Here is a 16,716-nt window from a genome sequence, read left to right as displayed (position 1 = left end):
CGCTACGACAAACTCGCCCGCAACTACCGGGCAGCGATTGTCCTGGTCACCGCCCTGCTCTGGATCAACACATGATCCATCGGACACGGCCTAGGGCTGCCTGGCTTGGGGCCGCCCGGTTAGGGCCACGCGATTTGGGGCCCGCTCGACGTGGGCCTGCCCGGCTGGGCCCGCTCGGCGTGGGCCTGCCCGGCTGGGCCCGCCTGGCTTGGGCCTGCTCGGCTTGGGCCGGCGCGTTTGGGGCCTGCTCGGCTTGGGGTCGCGTGGTTTAGGGGCCGCCTGGCTTGGGACTGCCCGGTTCGGGCCCACGCGATTTGGGGTCCGCTCGGCTGCGTCCGCCTGGTTTTGGGTCGCTCGGCTGGGCTCGCGTGGCTTGAGGGGCGCGTTGTTTGGGCGGTGTGGCTTGGGGCCTGCGTTGCTCAGTCCGCATGGCGGGGGCGTGGCTTGGGGCCTGCGCGGCTTAGTCGCCATCGGTTGGGCGGTGTTGTTCAGCCTGCGTGGCTTGGGGCCTGCGTGGTTTGGGTGCGCATCGGTCGGGCGGTGTTGCATGGGTGGGGTGGCTTGGGGCTTGTGTGGGTTGGGTCCTATCGGTTGGGCGGTGTGGTTGGGGGCGTGGCTCGGTCTGGGGGGCTGGGGTGGGGTGGTGGGGCTTGCGCGGTGTGGAGGCCTTGTGGGAGGGGGTGCTTGGTGGGGGCTGGGGTGTTGCTTGGCGGGGGCGGGGTGGCTGGTGCCTTGGGTGGGGCTAGTGGGTGCCCCAGGTGTAGGTCTGTTTGCGGAGTTTGAGGTAGACGAAGCTTTCGGTGGAGACGACGCCGGGGACGGCTCGGATGCGGCCCAGGAGTTCGAGGAGTTGTTCGTCGTCTTCGCAGACCAGTTCCACGAGGATGTCGAAGGAGCCGGCGGTGATGACCACGTAGTCGATGGCCTCCACGTCGGCCAGGGCGTCGGCGATCTTCTCCAGGTCACCTTCGCACTTGACGCCGATCATCATCTGGCGGGAGAAGCCGAGCATGAGGGGGTCGGTGACGCCGACGATCTGCATGACGCCGGTGTCCAGGAGTTTCTGGACGCGCTGGCGGACGGCGGCCTCGGACAGGCCGACGGCCTTGCCGATCGCGGCGTAGGAGCGGCGGCCGTCCTGCTGGAGCTGCTCGATGATCTGCTTGGCGGTCTCGTCGAGCGGGACGGCGGCGCGGCGCGGGCCGCCGGCGGGTGGGCGGCGCTCAGGGGCGCGGTCCGACATGGTGGCGTCTCCTTGGTGCGGCATCAATGGGCAGGAGTCGGGCTGGTTGATGGATTCAGTCGTGAAACTGGATCGTAACAACGGAATCCCTTGTCAAAGAGGGGAGGCTCTGTCAGGGTCGGGGCCAACCACAGTTCCGGCTGCGGCGGCCATCAGGGAAGGGGTCGACGATGACCAGCGAGCAGGCGACCAGGCTGCGCAACTTTATCGGCGGCGAGTACGTCGACGCCAAGGACGGCAGGACGCTGGAGGTGGTCGACCCCAGCACCGGTGAGGTGTGGGCCTCGTCGCCCAACTCCGGCGCCGAGGACGTGGACGCCGCGTTCCGTGCCGCCGAGGGGGCGTTCCCCGCCTGGCGCGACGCCACGCCGAAGGACAGGTCGCTGGCCCTGCTCCGGTTCGCCGACGCCGTGGAGGCCCGCGCGGACGAGATCGTCGCCGCGGAGTGCCGGGACACGGGCAAGCCGCTGAAGCTGACCGCGGACGAAGAGATCCCGCCGATGGCGGACAACCTCCGGTTCTTCGCCGGGGCGGCGCGCATCCTGGAGGGCAAGGCCACCGCCGAGTACATGGCCGACCACACCTCCTCGATCCGGCGCGAGCCGATCGGGGTGTGCGCGCAGGTCACGCCGTGGAACTACCCGATGATGATGGCGGTCTGGAAGTTCGGGCCGGCGCTCGCGGCGGGCAACACGGTGGTGCTGAAGCCGTCCGACACGACCCCGGCGAGCACGTTGCTGCTGGCCGAGATCGCCGCCGAGTTCCTGCCGCCGGGCGTGTTCAACGTGGTGTGCGGCGACCGCGACACGGGGCGGGCGCTGGTCACGCACCCGACCCCGCAGATGGTGTCGATCACCGGAAGCGTCCGGGCCGGGATGGAGGTCGCCCGGGCGGCGGCCGACGATCTGAAGCGCGTCCACCTGGAGCTGGGGGGCAAGGCCCCGGTCGTGGTCTTCGACGACGCGGACATCGAGTCCGCGGCCCAGGGGATCGCCGGGGCCGGGTACTTCAACGCCGGACAGGACTGCACCGCGGCGACGCGCGTGCTGGTGGCCGAGCGGCTGGCGGACGACTTCACCGCCGCCCTCGCCGAGGCCGCGCGCGGCACGACGGTCGGCCCGCCGAACCCCGACGCGGACTCCGACTACGGACCGGTCAACAGCCAGGCCCAGCTCGAGCGGGTCATGGGCTTCATCGACCGCGCGCCCGACCACGCCCGGCTGGAGGCCGGTGGCGAGCGGGTCGGCGACCGCGGCTACTTCTTCGCCCCGACCGTCGTCAGCGGCCTGCGCCAGGACGACGAGATGGTGCAGAACGAGATCTTCGGCCCGGTGATCACCGTGCAGCGCTTCTCGGACGAGGAGCAGGCCGTCCGATGGGCCAACGACGTCAAGTACGGCCTGTCCGCGAGCGTGTGGACCCGCGACCACGGCCGCGCCATGCGGATGACCAAGGCGCTCGACTTCGGCGCCGTCTGGGTCAACACGCACATTCCGTTCGTGTCGGAGATGCCGCACGGCGGCTTCAAGCACTCCGGCTACGGCAAGGACATGTCGATGTACGGAGTGGAGGACTACACCCGGATCAAGCACGTCATGCACTACATCGGCGCCTGATCGCGGCCGTCGTCCGCGCCTGTCGGGACTGACCGTCCAGGCCTGATCGGACGGACCGTCTAGACGGAGCGTCCAGATGGATCGTTCGGACAGGCCGCTCGGACTGCCCCGTGGGAGCCTCGGCTCGCGACATGACACCGCCCCCGCCATGTCGCCGCCCCGCCGGTCAGACCGGCCGCGGGGTGGCGGATCCCCGGAATCCCGGGACTGAGCCCGGTCTCGTCCGGGTCGTCCGCCCCCGGGCCAAGGCGCCACCGCGCCGCCCCAGCGGGACGGTCCGACGATGTCGGACGTGTCTGGATCGAGGGCATCGGGTCGGCGAGCCCGGGCGCGGCGAAGCCCAGATCCCCGAGTCGGGGCGCCAGGGTGCGCTTCGGGCCCCTTGGGACGCCGCGGGGTGTTCCGGTGAGGGATGCCTTGGACGTTCGTGGTCCGTGTCGACCGACGCGCGTGGCCGCGGCCCCTGGCCTTCGCCGGTCGGGGAGGTCTTGGTCGCGGCGGTCGGGCGGGCGTGGCCGCGGCCTGCTCGGAGCGTTCGGGCGGACGGAGGTCATCCGGGCCGGTCGGGCGGGAGCCCGGCGGCTCCGGCTCAGATTGTCGATCTTGGCTTCTCGCGGCTGGGGAGAGTGGCGATGGAGTCGGAAGTCGATCGTCGGCACGGGAGGCGAATCCGTGTCGGCGCATAGCATCTGGACGTCGCTTCGGCGTGTCCACCGAGGTCAGGCCCGTGCGCGGGTCGGGCCGACGGCCGAACCCCCGGCGGGAGAGGCCACCCCCCAGGCGCTCCGTTCAGGGAGCGCAGCCCTCCGATCCCCGTGAAGGACCGTGTCATGACCGAGACCCAGCACGCGCCTCGGCGCGACGACCCCGGGCGTGCCGTGGACGCCGTTCCCGCGATCGAGCTCACCGGGGTGCGCAAGGAGTACCACGCGTACGGTGAGACCGTGGCGGCCGTCCAGGGCGTGGACCTCACGATCGCGCAGGGGGAGTTCTTCTCCCTGCTCGGGCCGTCCGGCTGCGGCAAGACGACCACCATGCGGATGATCGCGGGCTTCGAGGAGCCGTCGGCGGGCGAGGTGTACCTGCACGGCGAGTCCGTCACGGGGGTGGCGGCGAACAAGCGCGACGTGAACATGGTGTTCCAGTCGTACGCGCTGTTCCCGCACATGAGCGTGTTCGAGAACGTGGCGTTCGGGCTGCGCCGGAAGCGGACGCCGAAGGCCGAGATCGCCGAGCGCGTCACCGAGATGCTGAAGATCGTCGACCTGACCGGGCGGGAGAAGCGCCGTCCGGCGGAGCTGTCCGGCGGGCAGCAGCAGCGGGTCGCGCTCGCGCGGGCGCTGGTGAACCGGCCGCGGGCGCTGCTGCTGGACGAGCCGCTCGGCGCGCTCGACCTGAAGCTGCGGCAGGCCATGCAGGTCGAGCTGAAGCGGATCCAGCGCGAGGTCGGCATCACGTTCGTGTACGTCACGCACGACCAGGGCGAGGCCCTGACGATGTCGGACCGGATCGCGGTGATGAACGACGGCCTGGTCGAGCAGCTCGGCTCGCCGCGGGAGATCTACGAGCATCCGGCCAGCAAGTTCGTCGCCGGGTTCATCGGGACGTCCAACCTGCTGAGCGGGGAGGCCGTGGAGAGCGGCGGAGACAGGGCGACGCTGAGGCACGGCGACGGCGGGTGCATCTCGATCGTCCTGGCGGACGGGCAGAGCGTCGCGTCCGGGGACACCGTGGAGCTGACCGTCCGGCCGGAGAAGATGCAGATCACCCCGGAGGAGCCGGACAGCGGCCTGTGCCGGGTGCCCGGACGGGTCAGCGAGGTCGTCTACCTGGGCACGTCCACGAACTACAACGTCACCACGGACGCCGGGGCGGACGTCGTGGTCTTCGTCCAGAACGCGATGAACGCCGAGGACGTCGCGCGCCGCGGCGACAAGGTGTGGCTGTCCTGGGAGCCGCAGCACTCCTACCTGATCGGGAGCGCGGAGTGACGGGCGGCCTGCGTTCCGCGGATCCGGCTCTGCTGCGCGGGCTGACGACGCGGCGCGGGTTCCTCGGGGCCGTGGGCGCGCTCGCGGGCGCGGCGGCGCTCTCGGGATGCGGCATCCCGGGACGCGGCGGCAACGGGGTCGTCACCCAGGAGATGATCGACAAGTACTGGCGCGGACGCACCGGGAAGGGCCATGTGAACTGGGCGAACTGGCCCGGCTACATGGAGGACGACCACTCCACGATCAAGCAGTTCAGCAAGGAGACCGGGATCTCGGTCACCTACAAGGAGGCCATCCAGGAGGCCGCGGACTGGTTCGGGAAGATCCAGGCTCCGCTGGCCGCGGACCAGTCGATCGGGTTCGACCTGATGGTGGTCACCAACGGCATCCAGTTCACCGAGCTGGTCGAGCTCGGGTACCTCGCGCCGCTCGACCACAAGCGGATGCCGAACTTCGCGAAGTACGCGAGCGACAAGGCGAAGAAGCGGTCCTACGACCCCGGCAACGTCTTCAGCGTCCCGTACATGTCGGGCCTGACGGGCATCGCGTACAACACCAAGTACGTGAAGGAGCCGATCACCAGCATCCAGCAGCTCTTCGACCCGAAGTACAAGGGCAAGGTCGGGATGATGAGCGACTCGCAGGAGCTGGGGAACTTCGGCCTGTTCTCGCTCGGCATCGACCCGGAGAAGTCCACCGAGGACGACTGGAAGCGCGCCGGGGACGTCCTGCGGAGGCAGCGCGACAAGGGGATCGTCCGCAAGTACTACGAGCAGGGCTACATCGACGCCGTCACCAAGGGCGACGTCTGGCTGACGATGGCCTGGTCCGGTGACGTGTACACGCTGTCGAGCCCGGACGTGAAGTTCGTGGTGCCCAAGGAGGGCGGCACGATCTGGAGCGACTGCATGATGCTGCCGAAGACGGCGGCGAACCCGGTGGACGCGGTCCGGCTGATGGACTGGCTGTACACGCCCCAGAACAACGCGCCGCTGACCGAGTTCATCAACTACGTCACGCCGGTGCCGGGCGTCCAGGACGTGATCAAGCAGAAGGCGGCGACCGCGACCGGCGGGGACAAGGCCGATCTCGACCGGCTCGCGACCAGCCCGCTGGTGTTCCCGAGCGCCGAGGACTACGCGAAGCTGCGCACCTTCCGGGCGCTCACCAACACCGAGCTGCCGCGGTTCCAGAAGGTCTTCCAGACGATCCCGCAGGGGGCCTGAGCGATGTCACGGCTGCGCGGGGCGCTGACCCCGTACCTGATGATCCTGCCGGGCGGGCTGTGGATGGCGGTGTTCTTCGTCGTCCCGCTGGTCTTCATGTTCTCGGTGTCGCTGATGACCGGGAACATCATCGACGGCTTCAAGCAGACCTGGCACTGGCAGAACTACACCGACGGCTTCCACACCTACGGCGACAAGCTGCTGCGGTCGCTCTGGTACGGCCTGATCGCGACGGCCGCGTGCATCGCGCTCGCCTATCCGGCCGCGTACTGGATCGCGTTCAAGGGCGGACGGCGCAAGTCGACGTACCTGTTCCTGCTCCTGCTGCCGTTCTTCGTGTCGTTCGTGCTGCGGACGCTCGCGTGGAAGCTCGTCCTGACCGACAACGGGCCGCTGCTCGGGCCGCTGCGGAACCACGGGCTGCTGCCGAAGGACTTCCACATCCTGGACAGCGGGTTCGCGGTGATCTCCGGGCTGACCTACAACTTCCTGCCGTTCATGGTGCTGCCGATCTACGTGGCGCTGGAGCGGATCGACTACCGGATCATCGAGGCGTCCTACGACCTGTACGCGAGCCGGACGCAGGCCTTCCTGCGGGTCGTCCTGCCGCTGTCGCTGCCGGGCGTGTTCGCCGGGGTGATCATGACGTTCGTCCCGGTGGCGTCCGACTACGTCAACTCCGAGGTGCTGGGCGGGCCGAACAACGTGATGATCGGCCACATCATCCGCACCGAGTACTTCGACAACAGCTCCTACGCGCTCGCGTCGGCGCTGTCGTTCTCCCTGATGGCGATGCTGCTCGTCGGGATCTTCGCCTACGCCCGCGCGCTGGGCACCGAGGACGTTCTGGAGGCGGCGGGACGATGACGACGACCCTTGAGAAGCCGGCCACCGGCGCGCCGGCCGCCGTCCGGCGGCGGCGTCGCCGGGTGGAGCGGGACGGGCTGGGCCTGCGGATCTACACCTGGCTGATCATCGGGTGGCTGATGCTGCCGATCGGGATCATGATCCTGTTCGGGTTCAACGACACCCACAGCAAGCAGAACTTCCAGTGGGAGGGCTTCACGCTCCGCTGGTACCGGCACCTGTTCGACAAGAGCGACCTGACCCAGGCGCTCTGGAACTCGCTGTCGATCGCGCTGCTCAGCACCGTGATCACGACCGTCCTCGGGACGTTCGCCGGGATCGCGCTCGGCCGGTTCCGGTTCCGGGGCAAGGGTATGACCAACCTGGTGCTGTTCGCCGCGATCTCCTGCCCGGAGATCGTGATGGGCGCCTCGCTGCTGTCGATGTTCGTCAGCCTCGACCTGCCGCGCGGCTACTGGACGGTCCTGATCGCGCACGTGATGTTCTCGATCTCGTTCGTCGCGGTGACCGTCCGGGCCCGGGTGGTCGGCCTCGACCCCAAGGTCGAGGAGGCCGCCAAGGACCTGGGGGCCGGGCCGGTCGAGACGTTCCGGCTGGTCACGCTGCCGATGATCATGCCGGGCGTGGTCTCGGGCGCGCTGCTGGCCTTCGCCCTTTCGATCGACGACTTCGTCATCACCAACTTCACCAGCGGCTCGACGGTGACCTTCCCGCTGTGGGTGTACGCCTCGACCCGCACCGGGACCCCGCCCCAGGTGAACGTGATGGGGACCCTGATCTTCGCGGCCGGCGTGGTGCTGGCCGTGATCTCCGCCCGGCGCGGCGCGCGCCGCACGTGACCGGGTGACGATTCCCCCCGCCGCGCCCGTCGGCGCGGCGGGGGACCGAGGGAGTTGGAAATGTGAATCCGCTGAGGGCACTCGCCGACGCCGAACCGGTCTCGTTCTGGCTGGCGGACGGTGGACGACCCGAACCCGGACCCGCGCTCGTCGGGGACCACGCGTGCGACCTCGCCGTCATCGGCGGCGGCTACAGCGGGCTCTGGACGGCGCTGCGCGCCAAGGAGCGCGACCCGTCCCTGGACGTGGTGGTGCTGGAGGCCGACCGCGTCGGCGGCGCCGCCTCCGGACGCAACGGCGGCTTCTGCGCCGCCAGCCTGACCCACGGCATCGGCAACGGCATGGAGCGCTGGCCGGACGAGATGCCGCTGCTCGAACGCCTCGGCATGGAGAACCTGACCGGGATCGCCGACACGCTCACCCGCTACGGCATCGACGCCCAGTGGGAGCCCACGGGCGAGTTGGCGGTCGCGACCGAGCCCTGGCAGCTGGACGGCCTGCGCGAGGAGGCCGAGACCGCCGAGCACCTGGGCCGTGACCTCGTCCAGCTGGACGCCGACGAGGTCCGCGCGCAGATCGGATCCCCGACCTACCTGGGCGGGCTCTGGGACCGCGACGGCGTCGCGATGGTTCATCCGGCCCGGCTCGCTTGGGGACTTGAGGAGGCGTGCCGCTCCCTGGGCGTCCGCATCCACGAGAACACCCGCGTCACCGGCCTGGCCTCCGACCGGCGCGGGGACATGAAGATCAGCGGCGCGTACGGGTCGGTGAGGGCCCGCAGGGTCGCGCTCGCGACCGGGGCGTTCTCGCCGCTGCTGCGCAGGCTGCGGCACTACCTCGTCCCGGTCTACGACTACGCGCTGGTCACCGAGCCGCTGTCGGCCGAGCAGAAGGCCGCCATCGGCTGGAGTTCCCGGCAGGGCGTCGGCGACAGCGCCAACCAGTTCCACTACTACCGGCTCACCGCGGACGACCGGATCCTGTGGGGCGGGTACGACGCGATCTACCACTACGGCAACGGCGTGCACGCCGAGCTGGAGCGGCGCCCGCGGACGTTCGCCACCCTCGCCCGGCACTTCTTCACCACGTTCCCGCAGCTCGAAGGGGTCCGCTTCAGCCACGCGTGGGGCGGCGTCATCGACACCTGCAGCCGGTTCAGCGCGTTCTACGGCACCGCGCACGCCGGACGGCTCGCCTACGCCGCCGGGTACACCGGCCTCGGCGTCGGCGCGACCCGGTTCGGCGCGGACGTCATGCTCGACCTGCTCGGCGTCGGCCTGCGGCCCGGCGAGCAGACCGAGCGGACGCGGCTGAGGATGGTCCGGTCCAAGCCCGTCCCGTTCCCGCCCGAACCGCTGCGCTACGGCGTCATCGAGCTGACCCGCCGCGAGATCGCCCGCGCCGACCGCAACGCGGGACGCCGGGGGCCGTGGCTCGGCCTGCTCGACCGCCTCGGCCTCGGCTTCGACAGCTGAACCGACGGCTTGATCCGAGCCGAGTGTTGCGCCGGACCGCCTCTTCGGTGGTCCGGCGCGGCGCGTTCAGGGCCTGCGGCCGATGATGACGGTCGCGTTCCAGTCCTCGTCGGTCGCGATGCGGGGTTCGAGGCCGCCCGCGACGAAGGCGGACAAAGCGGCCTCGGCCTGGCGCTCGCTGATCTCGCTGAGCAAGTGGCCGCCCGGGGAGAGCCAGCCGGTGGCGTCGGCGGCGACGCGGCGCAGGACGCTCAGGCCGTCCTCGCCGCCGTCCAGGGCCACGCGGGCCTCATGGTCGCGGGCCTCGGACGGCAGCAGCCCGATCTCGCCGGACGGCACGTAAGGGACGTTCGCGAGCAGCACGTCGACGCGTCCGCGCAGGGATCCGGGCAGGGCGTCGAACAGGTCGCCCTCGTGGACGCGTTCCGCCGGCAGGTTCAGGCGCGCGTTGGCGACGGCCGCCGGATCGATGTCGGCGGCGTGGAGTTCGAGACCGTCCACGGCGGCGGCGAGTGCGGCGCCGAGCGCGCCGGAGCCGCAGCACAGGTCCACGGCGACCCCGCCCGGACGGGCCAGCGCGGCGGCCTCGCGGATCAGCACCTCGGTGCGGCGGCGGGGCACGAAGACGCCCTGCTCCACGGTGATCCGCAGGCCGTGGAACTCGGCGAAGCCGACGACGTGCTCCAGGGGTTCGCCGTCCGCGCGGCGGGTGACCATCGCGTCCACCTCGTCCGGGGAGGACGCGGCGGCGAGGATCAGTTCCGCCTCGTCCTCGGCGAAGACGCATCCGGCCTTCCGCAGGCGGGCCGCGATCTGCGTGATCTCGGCGGGCTCAGCGGGCTCTGTGAGGTTCGTGGGGGTCATGTCAGTGGCCGACCGAGCCGTCCATGAGTTCGCGCATGATGTCGATGTGGCCCACGTGCCGGGCGGTCTCGGTGGCCATGTGCCCGAGCATCCAGCCGGCGGTGGCGTGGCCGGACGATGCCAGCGGGGCGTGCACGGCCACGTGGTCCAGGGGCAGGGCCGCGACGATCTCGTCCGTGCGGGCGCACTGGCGGGTGTAGTCGTCGAGCAGCCGTATGAAGGGCACGTCGTCGACGTAGAACTCGGCGTCGGGGTCCTCGGCCGTCCAGGGGGCGCGTTCGGGCTCGTCCAGCAGGATGTGCTCGAACCACCAGTGCTCGACCCAGCGCAGGTGGCTGACCACACCGGCCACGGACATCAGCGGGGACGTCGCCGAGAACAGGTGCTTGTGGGCGAACTCCTCGGAGAGGCCCTCGCACTTGCGGTGGACGTTGACCCGCTGTGCCTCGAGGAAGCCGTTCAGGCGGGCGCGTTCGTCGCCACGGCCGGGCACGTACATGCGCTCCATGACCTCATCCTCGCAGCACGAACGGGCGGTTCGTCACGAATTTTAGTCGGGGGAGGCGTCCCGCGAGCCGAAGACCAGGGACGACACCTCCAGGTACAGCTGCTCCGGGTACGGCATGTAGGTGACGTGGTCGAAGCCCTGGTTCTGGCCCGCCGACTCGACGAGGAACTCGCCGTAGCCCAGCATCCGGCCGAGGACGGACCGGTCGAACCGGATGTCGGTGACCTTGGCGAGCGGCATCATCGCGACCTGGCGGTTCAGCACGCCGGTGATCATCATGATCCGGTGCTCGGTGACCAGGAAGAACTGGATCGACCAGGCGAACACCTTCCAGAGGAGGTAGCCGAGCGAGCCGATCCACAGGAACCAGATCCAGGCGAAGCCGGTGAGCGCGCTCACGGCCGTGCACAGCACGAGGGTGAGGAACGCGGCGGAGACCGGCAGCAGCAGCGTCGCCGGATGCTGGCGCACCGCGATGACGTGGCCCTCGTAGTCCATCAGATAACGGTCGACGGTCCGCGATCCGGCGTCCCGGAAGACCATCATGTCCTGCATGTTCATGGTCGCGTCCTCGTCGTGATCTGTAAGCCCCAACGGTAGCGGACCAACGGCCCGCCGGGCACTGGCCGCGGGCGCAGACTCACGGCACCGCGTCCCCCCGGGCCGGTGGGGCAGGAGGGAGCCGCGGGGCCTCTGGGGAGGGGTTTCCCTTGGGGACGCGACTCGCCCTTGTGCGCGCGCGTCCTGGTAATGATGATGTTGCGCATGGACGCCGCGCGGGAGCCCTGGCCGGGAACCGAAGCCGAGCCGATGGGTGCGCGCGGGCCCAGTGGCGCGTTCACCCCGGACGTCACCGGACGGCCCGTATGGCGGCTCCTGGTGCGCGGCATCGGCGTGTACATGCCGGGCTGGGCCGAGCCGCCCGGCACGTTCACCGTGGCCGTGCCGCACGGACGCGGCGAGTTCGGCGCGCCTCCGCAGGACGGCTTCGGAGGCGCCCCCTGGGACGTGCCCGAGACGTCGCTTCCGCCGGGGTTCGGGCCGCCCGCGTTCGTCACGGGGGAGTCCGGGTTCGGGCTGCACCTTCCCGAGCGGCGCAAGGGCCTGGAGCCCGACCGCGAGATCTACGTGCGCGGCCAGGAGAACCCGAGCTTCGGCATCGTCATCGCGGGGCCCGCGTCGGCCGTCGGCAGCCGTGTCGTGGACGCGGAGAGCCTCGTCCGGTTCGCGCGGAAGCTGACGTTCGAGGAGCTCTTCGAGCCGGGGGACGCGTCGTCGGTCCCGTACGCGGTGCGCGCCGCTCGGGCCGTCCAGAACGTCGTGCTGCTGGACCGCGGGTCGGGGATCGGGCTGTGCGCCGAGGCCGACCAGCGGACCGGGACGGCGCGCTGCCCGGTGTTCGTGCGGCTCGGCGGCCCGGCCGAGCGGACCGTCCGCGCCTACGCGCTCGCGCCCCAGGCGGTCAGCTCCCACAGCTGATGCGCCGGGAGGCGGCGGAGCCGGACGATCGCGGTGGACGGGTCCCAGTAGACCTCGTCGTTCTCCAGCTCCAGCGACTGCGCCGGGTCGAGCACGGCCGCGACCAGCTCCTCCCGCGTCCGGACGGCGAGCAGCGGCCCGATCTGCGCGACCGCGCCCGCGCTCTCGTACAGCACGCGCAGCAGCGACTTCAGCGCGGCCTCGTCCTCGGGGGCGCGGCCCGCCGGAACGACCGCCCGGAGGGACGGTTCGCGGCTGAGGCCGCCCGCCGTTCGGCCTCCGAAGGACGCCGGGGCGCCGCCGGGCGTCAGGTCCGCGCCAGTCGAGATGAGCAAGGCGGTGAACGCCCCGGCCAGTTCCTCCATGTGGCGTCCGCCGAGGAAGTAGCGGCGGTGGTCCGGGGCGCCGGGGCCCTGGCCGTCGGCGTCCTCGACCGTCCGGAACCGCACCTGGAGGCCGTTGGCGCGCAGGCACGCCTCGTACAGCTCGCCGAGGATGTCCTGGAGCTGGTCGTCCCGGCTCCACAGCCGCCCGGTCGCGGTGACCGACAGGCCGTCGCCGCCGACCCGGGGACGGCCCGCGAGCGCGGACGCGACGGCGCTGTCGAGCTCGCCCTCGGTGTACCGGAGCAGCTCGGCGACGACGTCCTCGACGTCCTCCAGGGTGCGGGTGAGGGCGCGCTGCAGCTCCAGCATCTCGGCGCCGCCGCGCTCGACCTCGGCCAGGCGCGCGACCGCCTCGTCCACCCGGCCCGCGACCTCCGCGCCACCGCCCGCCGTGACCGAGCGCACCGAGTTCTCCATCTCGCCGAGCTTGCGGCGCAGCGCGGCCAGCGTGATCCGCTGCTGCTCCAGCTCCTGCAGCCGCCCGGACTGCGAGCGCACGTAGGAGTCGGCCTGGTGGACGAGCCGGGCCAGCTCCTCGACCTGCCCGGAGTTGTCGCGCAGCCGCGAGTCGAGCGCGGGCAGCACATCGCGCTTGACCCGGGCCAGCTCGGCGGTGAGCTGCTCGCCGACCGTCACCAGCACGCCGTTCTGCTTGGTGACCTGGTCGTTCAGCTCGTCCACGCGGCGGGCGAAGGCGCGGGACTGCTCCTTGCTCTGGCGACCCGCCCACAGTTCCATCGCCCCGACCACGACGCACAGCACCACCAGGACGAGCGTCGTCATGGCACCCCTCAGGACTGCGGTGGACGTTTCCTGCGTGTTTTGATCGCGACCATAACTTACGATCACGGGACGCGACCGGCACTTACGTAACCGATGGATCTCAGTGACCCACCGGTAGCAATCGTCCGAATCTCCCGGACGGGACGGGGTCCGCGGGCCCCGCGCGGGCCTCGCGGTCCCGTCCAGGAGGCGTCACTCGCAGCCCTCGAACTGGGGGACGGTCTTGGTGAAGACGAGTCCGCTCGACCGGAACTGGTTCGCCAGCAGCTTCGCCGGGATGTTCTGCTGGTACATCTGCGTGATCGCCTTGTTGACCGCCTCGCAGCCGTCCACGTCGCCCTGCTTGATGCCGATACCGTACGGCTCGTCCGAGAACGAGGTCTTCACCAGCGTCAGCGGGGGACCACCGCCGGCGGCGTTCTTGGCGAACAGCCCGGCGAGGATCAGGTCGTCGGTGGACACCGCGTCGAGCTCTTTGGAGACCAGCTTGTTCAGGCAGTCGTTGTAGCCCGCCGCCTGGACCGGCAGGGCGGGGACGCCGCGCTCCTTCTGGACGCGTGGGAACGACACCGACCTCGGCACCATGCAGACCTTGCGTCCCGCCAGGTCGTGGACGGTCTTCACCCGCGCGGCGTCGGCCGCCCGCACGAGGATGCCCTGGTGTGCGACGTAGTACGGCCCGGCGAACAAGACCTTCGTCTTGCGCTCGGGGGTGATCGAGTAACTGCCGACGACGAGGTCGACCGTGCCGTCCTGGAGCCACCCCTCGCGTTTCTCGGCGGTGATCGTCTTGAACCGGACGTCCGAAACATGCATGAAGTGGGCGACCTGCCGGGCGATGTCGATGTCGAAGCCCTGGTAGTCGCGGCCCTTCAGCTGACCGAGGCTGGGCTGGTCGGCGTAGACGCCGATGACCAGCGTGTGCTTGTGCGCGACGGACGACTCCGACGCGCCCGCGATCCCGCACCCCGCGACGGCCGCCGCCGCGGCCACGCCCAGGGCCGCGGCTCCGAACCACCTCGTCCGCCCCTGAGCCGGGTGACTGCGCATCCCTCGCCTCCTCATCGGTACTCCGCCAGGCGGGGCCGGATGCCCACGACGAGCAGCAGCACGACGACCAGGCCCGCGATCGGCAGCGCGTACTGCCAGCCGGCGGTGCCGCCCTTGCCGTTCTTCATGGCCTTGTCGAACGTCGACTGGTGCACGGCGGCGAGCTTGAGCAGGCTCTCGTCGTAGGCGGCGTAGTCGGTCGCGGCCTGCCCGGTCTGCAGGGAGATCGCCTGGGTGCGGTTGCCGGCCGCGACCAGGTCGCGCATCTGCCGGTCGTTCGCCTGGAACTTCTTGAAGCCGCCGAGCACGTCGCCCAGGGCGTGCGCGTCGCTGCTCGCGCGGTGCCCCTCGGTGCCCAGGAAGCCGAGGATGGGTTGTTGCTTCCCGCTGGTCTTGAGCGACTTCAGCGCCCTGACCTCGTCCTGGTATCCGGCGAGATTGTCGGCAGGCAGGTAGAGGACGGTCTGGGACTTGCTCTGGAACACCTGCTCGTAGGTGTCGGCGCGTGCCGGGTCGAGCAGGAACCGCGTCTGGTCGGCCTGCGCGCTGCTGCCGATCGCGCGCGCACGAGCCAGCGCGAGAATCGAGTCGAACCCGTCCTTCTTGGCCTTGGACAGCGCTGACGCCTCGCTTCCGAGCATCGCGGCCGTCCAGGCGACGACGACCAGGACCGCGACCGTCGTGAGCGCGAGCGGAAGGTTCAGCAGCCGCCGGAAGCGCTTCGCCATGGACCACTGGAACCCGGCCAGGAGCACGAGCAGGACGAGCCCGGTGACGAGCACGACGGTGCGGCCTGTCAGCACCGCGGACCGCTTGTCCTCGTAGGTGTGCCGGACGATCGTGCCGTTGTCGAGCGTCAGGTTGTACGCCTGCGGCAGCAGTTCCAGCTTCATCATGTCGGTCGCGGTGCGGTACAGCGCCGTGACCTTGCCGGACGGCGGCCCGGGGGCGTGCGGGGCGTTCTCGTCCTGGAGCAGCGCCCTCCCGGCGAGCTGCTCGTAGCGGCCCAGCGCGTCCAGCAGGGACCGGGCGGTCTGGCGCTCGGTGGCGTCGCGGGCCAGCCGCGCCGCCTGGATCAGCGCGTCGTCGGCCTTGCTGCGGCTCGCGTCGTAGCGGGCGAGCGCGTCGTCGCGGTCGGACTTGTGCGCGGGCCCGTCGCCGACCAGCAGCGCGTGCGCGAGCTGCGCGTCCATGTCGGTGAGGCGGAAGTAGAGGTCGCCGGTGGCGATGACCTGCGGGCCCGCCGTGTCGATGACCTTGACGCCGGTGCGCGCGTCGTCGACCCCGTTCCAGGCGAGCAGGAGCAGCGCCACAAGGACGACCACGACGCCCGCCACGAAGGCCCGGATACGTCCGGAATTGGTGCGCGGTATCGCCCGGCGGACGCCCTTGCGCGGTGGCAGAGCCGCGGCTCGTGCGCGCACGTCCGCAAGGCCCGGCCGGACACCGCCGGACGGAACGGGCGGCCCGCCCTGGGGAGCGGGCGCCGGCGCGGGGGGAGCGCCCCCCTGCTGCTGGACGGCCGTCATGTCGTCCCGCCTCTCATGAGCGTGATGGTCGTCCAGGCCCCGACGTGGACGCGGTCGCCCTCGCCCACCGGGACCTCCACGTTGTTCGGGATCGGGGCGGTCGAGCCGTTCACGCACGTCCCGTTGGCCGATCCCGGGTCGACGAGCGACCAGCGGCCGTCGGTGCGGGCGAGCAGCACCGCGTGGGTGTGCGAGACGCCCGGGTCCTCCGGGGCCTGGCGCAGGTCGATCTGCGGGTCGGTGCCGCGGCTCGGGCTGCGCCGTCCGATCAGCACCCGGTCCCCGGTGAGCGGGATGCGGCGCTCGGGCGCGAACGGCGGGAACACGATGCGCGCCGCGTCCGGGCCGTTCATCGCGATCACCGCGTCGTAGTACGACCGGTCGGCGACGATCACCGCGACCCACTCCTGCTGCGACGGTCCGGGCGGAACCGGGGGCGGCGTCACGGGCGGTTGCGGGGGACCTGGCGGCGTCACCGGCGGGCCCGGCTGGGGGCCCAGGGACGGCCCCGGCGGCATGGGCGGCCCCGGTGTCGGGCCGGGCGGCATGGGCGGGTTCGGCGCGGGCATCGGGTTGGACGGCTCGCCCCCGGCCGGATGGGGGCTGGGCCGCCCGCCGCCCGTGGCGAAGTCGTAGCCGCACTGCTCGCAGAACCGGTCCGCGGCGGGGGTGCCGCAGTCCGGGCAGGGCACGCCCGGCGCGGGCATCGCCTGCGTCGACATCCCCGCGGTCTGCGGTGCCTGCGGCGCGCCCATGGCGGGCGGCAGGGGCGGTGGCGAGGGCGCCCCGCCGATGCGCTCGCCGCAGACGTCGCAGTAGTCGTCGGAGCCGGACGTGTGCCCGGCGGGGCAGACAGCCAT

15 protein-coding genes are annotated in these 16,716 nt (G+C 71.2%); 7 read left to right on the top strand and 8 right to left on the bottom strand.

Going from position 1 to position 16,716, the window contains the following annotated elements; translation table 11 throughout:
• Window positions 1-742: 742 nt before the first annotated feature.
• A complete protein-coding gene (locus tag AB0L06_RS40515) occupies window positions 743-1,243 on the bottom strand; it encodes an Lrp/AsnC family transcriptional regulator (RefSeq protein ID WP_500236733.1) in 501 nt (166 codons plus the stop codon).
• A 170-nt stretch (window positions 1,244-1,413) separates the two neighbouring features.
• Between AB0L06_RS40515 and AB0L06_RS40510 the strand changes: the two genes are divergently transcribed.
• The 6 genes from AB0L06_RS40510 to AB0L06_RS40485 all read left to right on the top strand — a co-directional run bounded on the left by AB0L06_RS40510 (window position 1,414) and on the right by AB0L06_RS40485 (window position 9,257).
• Complete coding sequence (locus tag AB0L06_RS40510; protein WP_500236730.1) at window positions 1,414-2,859, top strand: gamma-aminobutyraldehyde dehydrogenase; 1,446 nt, start codon at window positions 1,414-1,416, stop codon at window positions 2,857-2,859.
• A gap of 830 nt (window positions 2,860-3,689) precedes the next feature.
• Complete coding sequence (locus tag AB0L06_RS40505) at window positions 3,690-4,850, top strand: ABC transporter ATP-binding protein (RefSeq protein ID WP_500236729.1); 1,161 nt, start codon at window positions 3,690-3,692, stop codon at window positions 4,848-4,850.
• The gene (locus AB0L06_RS40500; protein ID WP_500236727.1) at window positions 4,847-6,076 is read left to right on the top strand and encodes an ABC transporter substrate-binding protein; all 1,230 of its coding nucleotides are present in this window, start codon (window positions 4,847-4,849) and stop codon (window positions 6,074-6,076) included. The genes AB0L06_RS40505 and AB0L06_RS40500 overlap by 4 nt, the downstream gene beginning before the upstream one ends.
• 3 nt (window positions 6,077-6,079) lie before the next feature.
• Window positions 6,080-6,943, top strand: a complete 864-nt coding sequence (locus AB0L06_RS40495; protein WP_500236725.1) for an ABC transporter permease — start codon at window positions 6,080-6,082, stop codon at window positions 6,941-6,943.
• A complete protein-coding gene (locus tag AB0L06_RS40490) occupies window positions 6,940-7,782 on the top strand; it encodes an ABC transporter permease (protein ID WP_500236723.1) in 843 nt (280 codons plus the stop codon). Before AB0L06_RS40495 ends, AB0L06_RS40490 begins: the two co-directional genes overlap by 4 nt.
• A gap of 62 nt (window positions 7,783-7,844) precedes the next feature.
• Complete coding sequence (locus tag AB0L06_RS40485) at window positions 7,845-9,257, top strand: NAD(P)/FAD-dependent oxidoreductase (protein WP_500236721.1); 1,413 nt, start codon at window positions 7,845-7,847, stop codon at window positions 9,255-9,257.
• Window positions 9,258-9,323: 66 nt separating this feature from the next.
• Here AB0L06_RS40485 and AB0L06_RS40480 read toward each other — a convergent pair whose 3' ends face one another.
• The 3 genes from AB0L06_RS40480 to AB0L06_RS40470 are packed head-to-tail and all read right to left on the bottom strand — an operon-like array spanning window position 9,324 to window position 11,190.
• Complete coding sequence (locus AB0L06_RS40480; RefSeq protein ID WP_500236720.1) at window positions 9,324-10,121, bottom strand: putative protein N(5)-glutamine methyltransferase; 798 nt, start codon at window positions 10,119-10,121, stop codon at window positions 9,324-9,326.
• Between the two features lies 1 nt (window position 10,122).
• Complete coding sequence (locus AB0L06_RS40475; RefSeq protein WP_500236719.1) at window positions 10,123-10,629, bottom strand: DinB family protein; 507 nt, start codon at window positions 10,627-10,629, stop codon at window positions 10,123-10,125.
• A 42-nt stretch (window positions 10,630-10,671) separates the two neighbouring features.
• Entirely contained in the window at window positions 10,672-11,190 is a 519-nt protein-coding gene (locus AB0L06_RS40470; protein ID WP_500236718.1) for a PH domain-containing protein, read from the bottom strand.
• Window positions 11,191-11,394: 204 nt separating this feature from the next.
• Here AB0L06_RS40470 and AB0L06_RS40465 point away from each other — a divergent pair, with 204 nt between their 5' ends.
• On the top strand, window positions 11,395-12,108 hold the full coding sequence (locus AB0L06_RS40465; RefSeq protein WP_500236716.1) for a hypothetical protein: 714 nt from the start codon (window positions 11,395-11,397) through the stop codon (window positions 12,106-12,108).
• Here the strand turns inward: AB0L06_RS40465 and AB0L06_RS40460 are convergent.
• From AB0L06_RS40460 to AB0L06_RS40445, 4 genes are all read right to left on the bottom strand, one after another.
• Window positions 12,069-13,277, bottom strand: coding sequence for a hypothetical protein (locus AB0L06_RS40460; RefSeq protein ID WP_500236715.1), 1,209 nt, complete (start codon window positions 13,275-13,277; stop codon window positions 12,069-12,071). The two genes, AB0L06_RS40465 and AB0L06_RS40460, sit on opposite strands and share 40 nt — an antisense overlap.
• A gap of 192 nt (window positions 13,278-13,469) precedes the next feature.
• Entirely contained in the window at window positions 13,470-14,327 is an 858-nt protein-coding gene (locus tag AB0L06_RS40455) for a transporter substrate-binding domain-containing protein (RefSeq protein WP_500236714.1), read from the bottom strand.
• Between the two features lie 11 nt (window positions 14,328-14,338).
• Window positions 14,339-15,751, bottom strand: coding sequence for a GlnX family signal transduction membrane protein (locus AB0L06_RS40450; RefSeq protein ID WP_500236713.1), 1,413 nt, complete (start codon window positions 15,749-15,751; stop codon window positions 14,339-14,341).
• A gap of 101 nt (window positions 15,752-15,852) precedes the next feature.
• Window positions 15,853-16,716, bottom strand: coding sequence for an FHA domain-containing protein (locus tag AB0L06_RS40445; RefSeq protein ID WP_500236712.1), 864 nt, complete (start codon window positions 16,714-16,716; stop codon window positions 15,853-15,855).

It is taken from the genome of Spirillospora sp. NPDC052269 (assembly GCF_040679435.1).
Taxonomy (GTDB): domain Bacteria; phylum Actinomycetota; class Actinomycetes; order Streptosporangiales; family Streptosporangiaceae; genus Spirillospora.
Note: the sequence above shows the minus strand (reverse complement) of the source record. Positions and strands in the feature narration are given on the sequence as shown.

Bases quoted from the DNA above. Each gene is read 5' to 3' on its own strand.
- AB0L06_RS40465 (WP_500236716.1), top strand. From the start codon at position 11,395: ATGGACGCCGCGCGGGAGCCCTGGCCGGGAACCGAAGCCGAGCCGATG.
- AB0L06_RS40505 (WP_500236729.1), top strand. From the start codon at position 3,690: ATGACCGAGACCCAGCACGCGCCTCGGCGCGACGACCCCGGGCGTGCC.
- AB0L06_RS40510 (WP_500236730.1), top strand. From the start codon at position 1,414: ATGACCAGCGAGCAGGCGACCAGGCTGCGCAACTTTATCGGCGGCGAG.
- AB0L06_RS40460 (WP_500236715.1), bottom strand. From the start codon at position 13,277: ATGACGACGCTCGTCCTGGTGGTGCTGTGCGTCGTGGTCGGGGCGATG.
- AB0L06_RS40475 (WP_500236719.1), bottom strand. From the start codon at position 10,629: ATGGAGCGCATGTACGTGCCCGGCCGTGGCGACGAACGCGCCCGCCTG.
- AB0L06_RS40495 (WP_500236725.1), top strand. From the start codon at position 6,080: ATGTCACGGCTGCGCGGGGCGCTGACCCCGTACCTGATGATCCTGCCG.
- AB0L06_RS40455 (WP_500236714.1), bottom strand. From the start codon at position 14,327: ATGCGCAGTCACCCGGCTCAGGGGCGGACGAGGTGGTTCGGAGCCGCG.
- AB0L06_RS40480 (WP_500236720.1), bottom strand. From the start codon at position 10,121: ATGACCCCCACGAACCTCACAGAGCCCGCTGAGCCCGCCGAGATCACG.
- AB0L06_RS40490 (WP_500236723.1), top strand. From the start codon at position 6,940: ATGACGACGACCCTTGAGAAGCCGGCCACCGGCGCGCCGGCCGCCGTC.
- AB0L06_RS40515 (WP_500236733.1), bottom strand. From the start codon at position 1,243: ATGTCGGACCGCGCCCCTGAGCGCCGCCCACCCGCCGGCGGCCCGCGC.
- AB0L06_RS40445 (WP_500236712.1), bottom strand. From the start codon at position 16,716: ATGGCTGTCTGCCCCGCCGGGCACACGTCCGGCTCCGACGACTACTGC.
- AB0L06_RS40470 (WP_500236718.1), bottom strand. From the start codon at position 11,190: ATGAACATGCAGGACATGATGGTCTTCCGGGACGCCGGATCGCGGACC.